The sequence below is a fragment of the Arthrobacter sp. Cr_A7 genome (assembly GCF_029222765.1).
Taxonomy (GTDB): Bacteria; Actinomycetota; Actinomycetes; order Actinomycetales; family Micrococcaceae; genus Arthrobacter.
Map to the genome: position 1 here is coordinate 79341 of NZ_JARHXQ010000311.1, position 8651 is coordinate 87991.

The following is an 8651-nucleotide window of genomic DNA, read 5'->3' on the forward strand; positions in this document are numbered from 1 at the left end:
CAGACCATGGACTCACTCGCTGCAGCCCCGGGAACCGGGCCCGCAACTTCGCCGCTGCCCATCCTGCGCAAACCGCGGCCGGCCGCCCGTTTCGAAGACCTGCCCACCGACCGCACCCTGGTCATGGGGATCCTGAACGTCACCCCTGATTCCTTCAGCGACGGCGGCAAGCACGCCACGTCCGACACCGCCATCGCCGCCGGCCTGCGCATGTTCTACGCCGGTGCGGACATCATCGACGTCGGGGGAGAGTCCACCCGGCCCGGCGCCGAAGACGTCAGCCCCGAAGAAGAACAGCGCCGCGTCATCCCCGTTATTGAGGCGCTGGTCAAGGCCGGTGCGCTGGTCAGCATCGACACCACCCACGCCGCCACTGCCGCGGCCGCTGTGGAAGCCGGGGCCGCCATCATCAACGACATCTCCGGCCTCAGCATCGAACCGGAAATGGCAGAGCTTGTGGCTGCGTCCAAGGTTCCGTACATCCTGACCCACCGCCGCGGCGACGCCCGCACCATGAATTCCCTTGCCGAGTACACGGACGTGGCCGGGGACGTAGTGGCTGAACTCGCCGGCGTCCGGGACAAGCTCTATGCCGCCGGCGTCAGCCAGGACCAGATCATCATCGATCCGGGCCTGGGTTTCGCGAAGAACGATGCCCAGAACTGGGAACTTCTGCAGAACCTGGACCAGCTGCACAGCCTGGGCCACAAGGTGCTGGTGGGAGCGTCCCGCAAGCGGTTCCTTGGAACCCTGCTCACCGTGGCCGGCAAGTCCGCGTCCCCGGAGGAGCGCGACGGCGCCACCGCCGCAATCACCGCCATCAGTGCCTACCGCGGCGCCTGGGCCGTCCGTGTGCACGACGTCGGCTCCAGCCTGGACGCCGTCAAGGTTGCCGCCCGCATGGCCGCAGTACCCAAAATTCAGTAGGGCCGGGGGACCCATGGACAAAATTACGCTGACCGGTGTGACCGCCGTCGGCCATCACGGAGTGTTTGATTTTGAACGCCGCGAGGGCCAGCCTTTTGTTGTGGACGCAGTGCTTTACCTGGATTTCGCCGCGGCGGCGGAGTCCGATGACGTCCGCGACACCGCGCACTACGGCGAGGTGGCCCAGCGTATTACCGAATGGGTGTCGGGCGAGCCGCTGAACCTGATCGAAGCCCTGGCCGTCCGGATCGCGGACAGCCTGCTGGCCGAATTCCGGCTCCACGCCGTGGAGATCACCGTGCACAAACCGCAGGCGCCCATCGAGGTTCCCTTCGGCGACGTGGCCGTCACCGTCCACCGCGGGAATCCGGTCAGCGGGAATTCCGTCCGCCGGGAGTCAACCTTGAATGGGGGGACACCGTGAATGCCGGTTATGCCAAGGTAGTGCTGGCTCTTGGCAGCAACCTGGGGGAACGGAACGACACCCTCTCCGAGGCGGTCGCAGATCTTGTCGATCCGCCGGAGGTGCGCCTCCTGGCGGTGTCCCCGGTGGTCCAGACCAAGGCGGTGGGCGGCCCGGCCGGCCAGCCAGACTTCCTGAACATGGTCATCACCGCGGAAACCAGCCTGGCTCCGCTGGAACTTCTGGCACATTGCCAGGCGGTGGAGAACAAACACCACCGTGTCCGCGAGGTGCACTGGGGGCCGCGGACGCTCGACGTCGACGTCATCACCTACGGCGACCTCCGCAGCGACGACCCCGTGCTGACCCTGCCTCATCCGCGCGCCGCCGAACGCGCCTTTGTGCTGTACCCGTGGTCGCTGATCGAACCCGCGGCAACCCTGAACGGTGAACGCATCAGCGCGCTGGCCGCCCGGGCGGCGGACTACGGCGATCTTGCCCCGTTCGACGGCTTCGGCGACTTCGATGGCATGCCCACTGCCGGGGCGGTGGAAGAACGATGAAGCCCATCAACCCGCTGCGCCTCATGCTGATCGGCATCATTTTGGCAATCGCGGGCTGGGCGGCCACCGTGGTGACCAGCCGGTACAGCATGGCCACTCCCGTGCTGCCCGCTACGGCGCTGGCCACGATGGGCGTCATCGTCGCCATCACCCTGATCCTGGGCATCCGGGTCCTGAGGTGGCGCAACAGCATCACGAACGCGAACGCCAAAAAGAAGACGGTGCTCGATCCGCTGCTGGCAGCCCGCACCTTGGTCCTGGCCCAGGCGTGCGCCTACGCCGGAACCGTGCTGTTGGGCTGGCACGTGGGCATCTTCCTGGACCAGCTGCGGATCTGGAGCCTGCGCAGCGACCAGGGCATCACCTGGCTGGCCCTGGCCATGGCCGGCGGGGGACTGGTGATGATCGTGGTTGGCCTCCTGGTGGAGCGCTTCTGCAAGATTCCCCCGGAGGACGGCGACACCAAGGGTGTTGACGGCAAGCCCGGGCGCCAGGTCCGTGGCGAAGCCGCGGGGGAAGGCGAATATGCATACCGAGGCGATTGATCCGCCGGGCATCGCCTGGCAGCGCGTCTCGCCCAAGTACATCACCGTCCGGCTGGTGGAGTGGGCCGTGGGCAACCTCGTCGCGGTACTGCTGCTCTCCCTGCCATTGCTCTTTGTCCTCCTTGGCGTATGGCGCTGGCCGCCGCTGTGGCTGGCCGTCGCCCTTCCGGCGGGGATGCTGGTGCTGGCTCTCTGGCGCCTCGTGCTGATCCCGCGCCAGGTCCGGGCCATCGGCTATGCCGAGCGCGACGACGACCTCCTGGTCAGGACCGGGATCTTCTTCCAGCGCACCATGGCCGTTCCCTACGGCAGGATGCAGTACGTGGACATTGGCGTGGGCCCGGTGGAACGGGGGCTGGGTTTGTGCACGCTCAAGCTGCACACTGCCGCGCCGGGCACCAATGCCAAGATCCCGGGCCTGCCCGCCGCCGAAGGCGCGCGGCTCCGCGAACAGCTGGCGGCGCGCGGCGAAGCCAGGCTGGCAGGACTGTGACCGCTGACGGGCAGGTCCCCGGTACGGGGGCGCCGGGCAGTTCGCCGCTGCCCGCCGGACCGGCTGCGGCAGGCGGTGCCGGGCCCGACGACGGGTGGCTGCGTGTGCACCCGGCGTCGCCTTTTGTCCGCGGTTGGGTAGCGCTGGCCGCCATCGGCTTTTTCTTTGGCCGCGATATTTTTGAGCGGATGCTGCAGGGGCGGCCGGTGTTCACGGACGAGCTGGCAGGCCGGGCGCCGTGGCTGCTGGCGGGCGGTGCGGCCATGCTGCTGATCGCCGTCCTGGGCTTCGTCCTGACCTGGTACTTCACGAAGTACCAGGTGTCCGGCGGCTACGTCCGGGTCAACACCGGCTTCCTCTTCCGCCAGCAACGGCAGGCGCGGCTGGACCGGGTCCAGGCCATCGACATCGTCCAGCCCCTGCTGGCGCGCATCTTCGGCCTGGCCGAACTCAAGTTCGAGGTTGCTGACGCCGGGGAGTCGGCTGTGCGGCTGGCCTACCTGAAGATGGATGACGCCCGGCAGCTCCGCGCCACCATCCTGGCCCGGGCCGCCGGGGTGAGCACCGGCGTCGAGGGCCCTGGCGAGGCCGCGCCCGAGGCGCCGGAATACCCGGTCCTGTCGGTGCCGCCGTCGCGCCTTGTCGGTTCGTTGCTGCTGAGCGAACAAAGCTTTTTCGTGGCGGTGGGCGGTGTGGCCTCCGTGGTTCTTTCCGCCGTCACGGACAACCAGAGCTTCTACTTTTATCTGATTCCGGCCGCGCTGGGCCTCGCCGCTAGCTACTGGACCCTTTTCAACAAGGGCTACAACTTCACGGCAGCCATTTCGCCGGACGGCATCAGGCTGCGGTACGGGCTGCTGGACACGCAGGCGCAGACGCTGCCGCCCGGCCGGATCCAGGCACTCAAGATTGCCCAGCCGCCGCTGTGGCGTCCGTTCGGCTGGTACCGGATGCAGGTCAACGTGGCCGGCTACGGCCTGGTGGAGAACGCCGGAGAGGGCACCTCCCGCACCACCCTGCTGCCCGTCGGCAAGCTCGAGGACGCCATGAACATGCTCGCCCTGGTGCTGCCGGATCCAGGCACTGCCCGGCCTGCCGCCGTTTTTGGTGCCGGGCTCACCGGCTTGGATTCCGACGGCGGATTCGTCACCACGCCGCGCCGGGCGCGGATACTTGCCCCGCTGGGATGGCGCCGGAACGGGTTTGCCGCGACGGACACCGCCCTGCTCATCCGCTCCGGCCGCTGGTGGCGGGAGCTCGTGGTGGTTCCGCACCAGCGAACCCAATCCATGGCACTGCACCAGGGGCCGCTGGCACGGCGGTTCAGGGTTGCCGACCTGGTGCTTCACACCACTGCCGGCCCTGTCGCGCCGCGGCTGACCCAGGCCGGCGTGGACGAGGCGCGGGCCCTCTTCGACGAACAGTCGGCACGCGCCCGGCTGGCCAGGAAACGGCAAACAACGGAACAGTGGCTGCGGCAGGTAGCGGTCCCGGTGGTTGAGCCTGTCGAAACCAGGCCCGCGCCGGTGGTTGAGCCGTCCTCGGTGGTTGAGCCTGTCGAAACCCGGGCGCCGCATGCCCCAACCCAGGAAGGCCCGCAGCATGGCTAAACCCGGACGCCTCGGCGTCGGAATCATTGGCGCCGGGAAAGTGGGCGCGGTCCTCGGCGCCGCCCTGCGCGCGGCGGAACACGCCGTCGTAGGTGTCTCAGCGGTGTCCGACGCGAGCCGTGAACGGGCCGAAACGCTGCTCCCCGGCGTCCCCATCCTTGAGGTGCAGGACATCGTGGAGCGGGCGGAACTGGTGCTGCTCGCGGTGCCGGACGACGCCCTGCCGGACCTGGTGGATGGTCTGGCCAAGCTCGGCGCCTGGCAGCCGGGCCAGCTGGTGGCCCACACCTCGGGCAGGTTCGGGGTGGGTGTCCTGCATCCGGTGCGGGCTGCAGGCGCTGTCCCGTTGGCGCTGCACCCGGCCATGACGTTCACCGGGATGAGCCTTGACCTGACGCGCCTGCTGGATTGCACCTTCGGTGTCACGGCCGACGCCGCCATGCTTCCCATCGCGCAGGCGCTGGTGGTGGAGATGGGCGCGGAGCCCGTAGCCATCGCCGAAGCGGACAGGACGCTGTACCACGCGGCCCTGGCGCACGGGTCCAACCACCTGGTCACCCTGGTGGCGCAGGCCTCGCAACTGTTGGCTGAGGTGGGCGTTGACCTGCCCGAGCGCATGCTGGGTCCGCTGCTGCGCGCAACCCTGGAGAACGCTCTGGCCTCCGGGGAATCCGCCCTCACTGGCCCTGTGGCGCGCGGCGATGTGGGAACAGTGCAGGCGCATGCGGAGGCGTTGCGGGAGTTCGACGGCGGCGGGCAAGGTGACGTGTTGGCGGCCTACCTCGCGATGGCACGCGCCACAGCCCTGCGCGCCGAAGGGCGCGGCCTGCTGAAAGCTGACCAGCTGGAGGGGCTGCGCAAGGCCCTCGAACCGAGGGAGGACTGACCATGCCCATCAAACTCGTCACGACGGTTGGCGATCTGCACGCCGAAAGCGCACGTCTGCTGACTTCCAGGCACGGCGCTTCCCAGGGCCTGGTGCCCACCATGGGCGCACTCCACGAAGGCCATGCCGCATTGGCGCGCACCGCCGTCGAACAGAACGACGTGGTGGTGGCCAGCATCTTCGTCAACCCCCTGCAGTTCGGCGACGCCGTGGACCTCGACCGGTACCCGCGCACGCTGGAGGCAGACCTGGCGCTGCTGGAAGCCGAGGGCGTGGACCTTGCGTTCGCGCCGTCGGTGGAGGAGGTGTACCCGGGGGGTGAGCCGCTGGTGCGCGTAACGTCCGGCCGGCTGGGGGAGAAGTGGGAGGGCGCTTCCCGTCCCGGGCACTTTGACGGTGCCCTGACGGTGGTGGCCAAACTGCTGCATTACGGCATGCCCGCCGCGGGGCTGGCCGGGGGTGGTTCGGATGGTTCAGGCCTTCCCGCCTACCGTGCGTACTTTGGCCAGAAGGATGCCCAGCAGCTGGCGCTGGTGCGGCGCATGGTGGCGGACCTGAATTTTCCGGTGGAGATCGTGGGGGTTGCCACGGTCCGTTCCGCGGAGGGCCTGGCCCTGTCCAGCCGCAACCGCTTCCTGTCGGACGAAGAGCGGGAGGCCGCGCTGGTGCTGTCCCGGGCCCTCCGGCTGCTTGAGGAGCGGGCTACCGCACGGGAGCCGCTGGATCTTGAGTCAGCCGTCCGTTTGGTGGAGTCCCAGCCCCTGGTGGCGCTGGACTACTTCGACGTGGTGGATCCGGCCACGCTCGAGCCGCTGGCCGAAAACTGCCGCGAAACGCCGTTCCGGGGCGAGGGGCTGGCGCTTATTGCCGCCAAGGTGGGGCCGGTGCGGCTGATCGACAACGCGCCGCTGAGTTCATGACCGGCCTTTGTTATAGTCCCGGGACGTCCCGGTTGGTCATCAGCTGTTCCAGGAGCGCCCGTTCGGGCCGGCCCGGGTTTTTGGCGACGCAGCGGCGGAGCCTCGCACGGGAGAGCTCTTCGGCGGGTTCATTGCTGCGGAGGATTTCGTCGATGATTTCCTGGGCTTGCCAGCGCAGGGACTGGATGGCGAACTCGCGGATTTCGGCAGGCGTATCACCGGCCATCCAGGGGTCGGGGTCCGAAGGTACGCTTTGGAACAACCGCTCTGCTGACATCGGGGCCTCCTTGCACCAATCCGAAGCGGCCGGTTTATGGCCTCCACGGTGTCCTAAGCACTGCGCATAGGAAAAACATTACAGCGGGAAAGACCGGTCTGTCTTCCCCGCGATAGACTGAAAGTGCGATGAATCCTGAGTCAGAGTTTTCAGCGTCCCCCGTGTCTCCTCCGGCGGTGGCGGCAATGACTCCTGCCGGTTCTGCGGAACGCATCATGGCAGTCGCATACGAGCTTTTTTCGCGGCGCGGTGTCCGCGACGTCGGCGTCAACGAACTGATCGAACGGTCCGGAGTGGCCAAGGCAACCTTTTACCGGCACTTCCCCTCGAAGGACTCATTGGTTCTGGCATTCCTTGAGCAGCGTGACAAGCAGTGGACCGTCAACGCGATTGTTTCGGAGGCCCGCCGCCGCGGAAACACCCCTGCCGAACAGTTGCTGGCCATCTTCGACGTCTTTGGTGATTGGTTCCTCCGGGAGGACTTCGAAGCCTGTTCCTTCATCAACATCCTGCTGGAGATGGGGCCCGCCCACCCGCTGGGGCAGGCGAGCATTGATTACCTGGCCAAAATCAGGGGGCATGTGCAGGTCCTGGCGGAAGAGGCCGGACTGGTGCGCCCCGAGGAGTTCGCCCGTTCATGGCACATCCTCATGAAGGGGTCCATCATCTCCGCTACTGAAGGCGACATGCAGGCCAACAGGCGTGCGCAGCAGATGGCTGGCTGGCTGATCGAGCACCACCGGCCGTAGTTCCTGGCCCACTATCCACTTCCCGCGCTGGACATGTCCTCAGCCGTCGTTGAGTGTCCTCGGGCGTGGTCAGGTCTGGAGCAGGGCCCACCCGCTCAGGGCCCAGTCCTTGTCCGGGTCCTGCGGAAGGACGAACGGCATGGCATAAAAGTCGTTCCACACGGGCTCATCCCATATGGGGGAGTCGGGCGGGATGTCGTCAGGGTCGATGAGGTTTTCGCCTGCTGGTTCTTCGCAGGGTGGCTCGAAGTAGGGCGGGGCCGAATCCAGCCATTCCTGTGGTGGCCACCCGTCGGCGGTTGAGGGGTCCGGCTCGCCTGCTTCTTGGGGATGCCGCAGGGCACTCCGCGACTGATCCTGCAGCTTGTCGGGCCCGATGGGTGGTTCCCAGTCAGGTTGTTCGCTTTGATATTGCGGCCGGTGGGTGAGGTCCAGCCGGGCGGCTCGTTTTTGGTGGCCGGTGTGGGGGTCCAGGCGCTGTTGTGCTTGAGCCGGTGGTGCTTGGGGCAGAGCTGTGCCAGGTTGCTGATTCCGGTGGTTCCGCCGTGCTGCCATGCTGTGAGGTGGTCTGCTTCGTTGTCCAGGGTGTGGTTGTTGCAGCCGGGGAAGGTGCATCTGCCATCTCTGAGGCGGAGTGCCTGTTTCATGGCTTTCGTGAGCCGGTAGCTGGTGCGGCCGATCTCCAGAGGCGTTCCGTCCCGCGGGTCCACCAGGACCCGGTAGAAGGAGGTTGCCCCGTCCGCGACCAGTTCCCGTGCCATCGAGGCCGGGATGGGCCCGTGGCCATCGAGCATGGCCGGTTCATCGATGAGGCCGAGTAGGGCGAACACCGGGACGGTGATCAGCACGTCCGTCCGAGGGGCCGGTACTTTTCCGGCGAGGGGGCCAGCGGGTGCTGTGGTGTCTGGATTGCCGCTCGCGAAGATGTGCCCGTTGGTTGGGTAGTGGCCGGTGTCTGGGATGCCCAGGTCCGCGGTTGTTTCCTCCGAACCGACGAGCGTGGCGAGCCCGATGAAGGCCTCGGGGAGCTGTTCATCAATGCCAGCCTGGTCCTGGCTGCGGGTGTGGGGTTGGCCGCTGCCTGCTGTGTCCGCGCCAGCCAAGGTGGTGCGCGTGAGGAGGCGGTGGGCCAGGACGTCGGCGCGTCGTTGGGGCAGGGTGCGGGTTTCGTGGGGTCCCTGGAGGCCGCGTGCCATGGCGGTGGTGCTGTTCCAGATCGCTGACGCGGAGTCGGCGGGCAGGTACGCGGAGATCCATGCCATCCCGTTGCGGTCCGGG

The 8651-nt window shown here is 67.6% G+C and carries 11 protein-coding genes; 9 read left to right on the top strand and 2 right to left on the bottom strand.

Features of this window, described 5'->3' with window-relative positions; all coding sequences use genetic code 11:
• The first annotated feature begins 6 nt into the window (after positions 1-6).
• The 8 genes from folP to P2Q66_RS18985 are packed head-to-tail and all read left to right on the top strand — an operon-like array spanning position 7 to position 6347.
• On the top strand, positions 7-927 hold the full coding sequence (gene folP, locus P2Q66_RS18950; RefSeq protein ID WP_275730601.1) for a dihydropteroate synthase: 921 nt from the start codon (positions 7-9) through the stop codon (positions 925-927).
• A gap of 13 nt (positions 928-940) precedes the next feature.
• On the top strand, positions 941-1351 hold the full coding sequence (gene folB, locus P2Q66_RS18955; protein ID WP_275730604.1) for a dihydroneopterin aldolase: 411 nt from the start codon (positions 941-943) through the stop codon (positions 1349-1351).
• A complete protein-coding gene (gene folK / locus P2Q66_RS18960) occupies positions 1348-1893 on the top strand; it encodes a 2-amino-4-hydroxy-6-hydroxymethyldihydropteridine diphosphokinase (RefSeq protein WP_115524706.1) in 546 nt (181 codons plus the stop codon). Before folB ends, folK begins: the two co-directional genes overlap by 4 nt.
• Complete coding sequence (locus P2Q66_RS18965) at positions 1890-2438, top strand: DUF3180 domain-containing protein (RefSeq protein ID WP_275730609.1); 549 nt, start codon at positions 1890-1892, stop codon at positions 2436-2438. Before folK ends, P2Q66_RS18965 begins: the two co-directional genes overlap by 4 nt.
• The gene (locus P2Q66_RS18970) at positions 2419-2931 is read left to right on the top strand and encodes a PH domain-containing protein (RefSeq protein ID WP_115524705.1); all 513 of its coding nucleotides are present in this window, start codon (positions 2419-2421) and stop codon (positions 2929-2931) included. The genes P2Q66_RS18965 and P2Q66_RS18970 overlap by 20 nt, the downstream gene beginning before the upstream one ends.
• 47 nt (positions 2932-2978) lie before the next feature.
• Positions 2979-4541, top strand: coding sequence for a PH domain-containing protein (locus P2Q66_RS18975; protein WP_275730630.1), 1563 nt, complete (start codon positions 2979-2981; stop codon positions 4539-4541).
• The gene (locus P2Q66_RS18980; protein ID WP_275730612.1) at positions 4534-5427 is read left to right on the top strand and encodes a DUF2520 domain-containing protein; all 894 of its coding nucleotides are present in this window, start codon (positions 4534-4536) and stop codon (positions 5425-5427) included. Before P2Q66_RS18975 ends, P2Q66_RS18980 begins: the two co-directional genes overlap by 8 nt.
• 2 nt (positions 5428-5429) lie before the next feature.
• Positions 5430-6347, top strand: a complete 918-nt coding sequence (locus P2Q66_RS18985) for a pantoate--beta-alanine ligase (RefSeq protein WP_275730614.1) — start codon at positions 5430-5432, stop codon at positions 6345-6347.
• A 10-nt stretch (positions 6348-6357) separates the two neighbouring features.
• On the opposite strand, the gene P2Q66_RS18990 is transcribed toward P2Q66_RS18985, so the two are convergent.
• The gene (locus tag P2Q66_RS18990; RefSeq protein WP_079596862.1) at positions 6358-6624 is read right to left on the bottom strand and encodes a hypothetical protein; all 267 of its coding nucleotides are present in this window, start codon (positions 6622-6624) and stop codon (positions 6358-6360) included.
• 185 nt (positions 6625-6809) lie between these two features.
• Here P2Q66_RS18990 and P2Q66_RS18995 point away from each other — a divergent pair, with 185 nt between their 5' ends.
• Positions 6810-7373 carry a TetR/AcrR family transcriptional regulator gene (locus tag P2Q66_RS18995; RefSeq protein WP_275730633.1) on the top strand — a complete coding sequence of 188 codons (564 nt, stop codon included), beginning with the start codon at positions 6810-6812 and terminating at the stop codon, positions 7371-7373.
• 95 nt (positions 7374-7468) lie between these two features.
• Here the strand turns inward: P2Q66_RS18995 and P2Q66_RS19000 are convergent.
• Positions 7469-8651 (bottom strand): HNH endonuclease (locus P2Q66_RS19000; RefSeq protein WP_275730617.1); only part of this gene is annotated, 1183 nt, incomplete at its 5' end.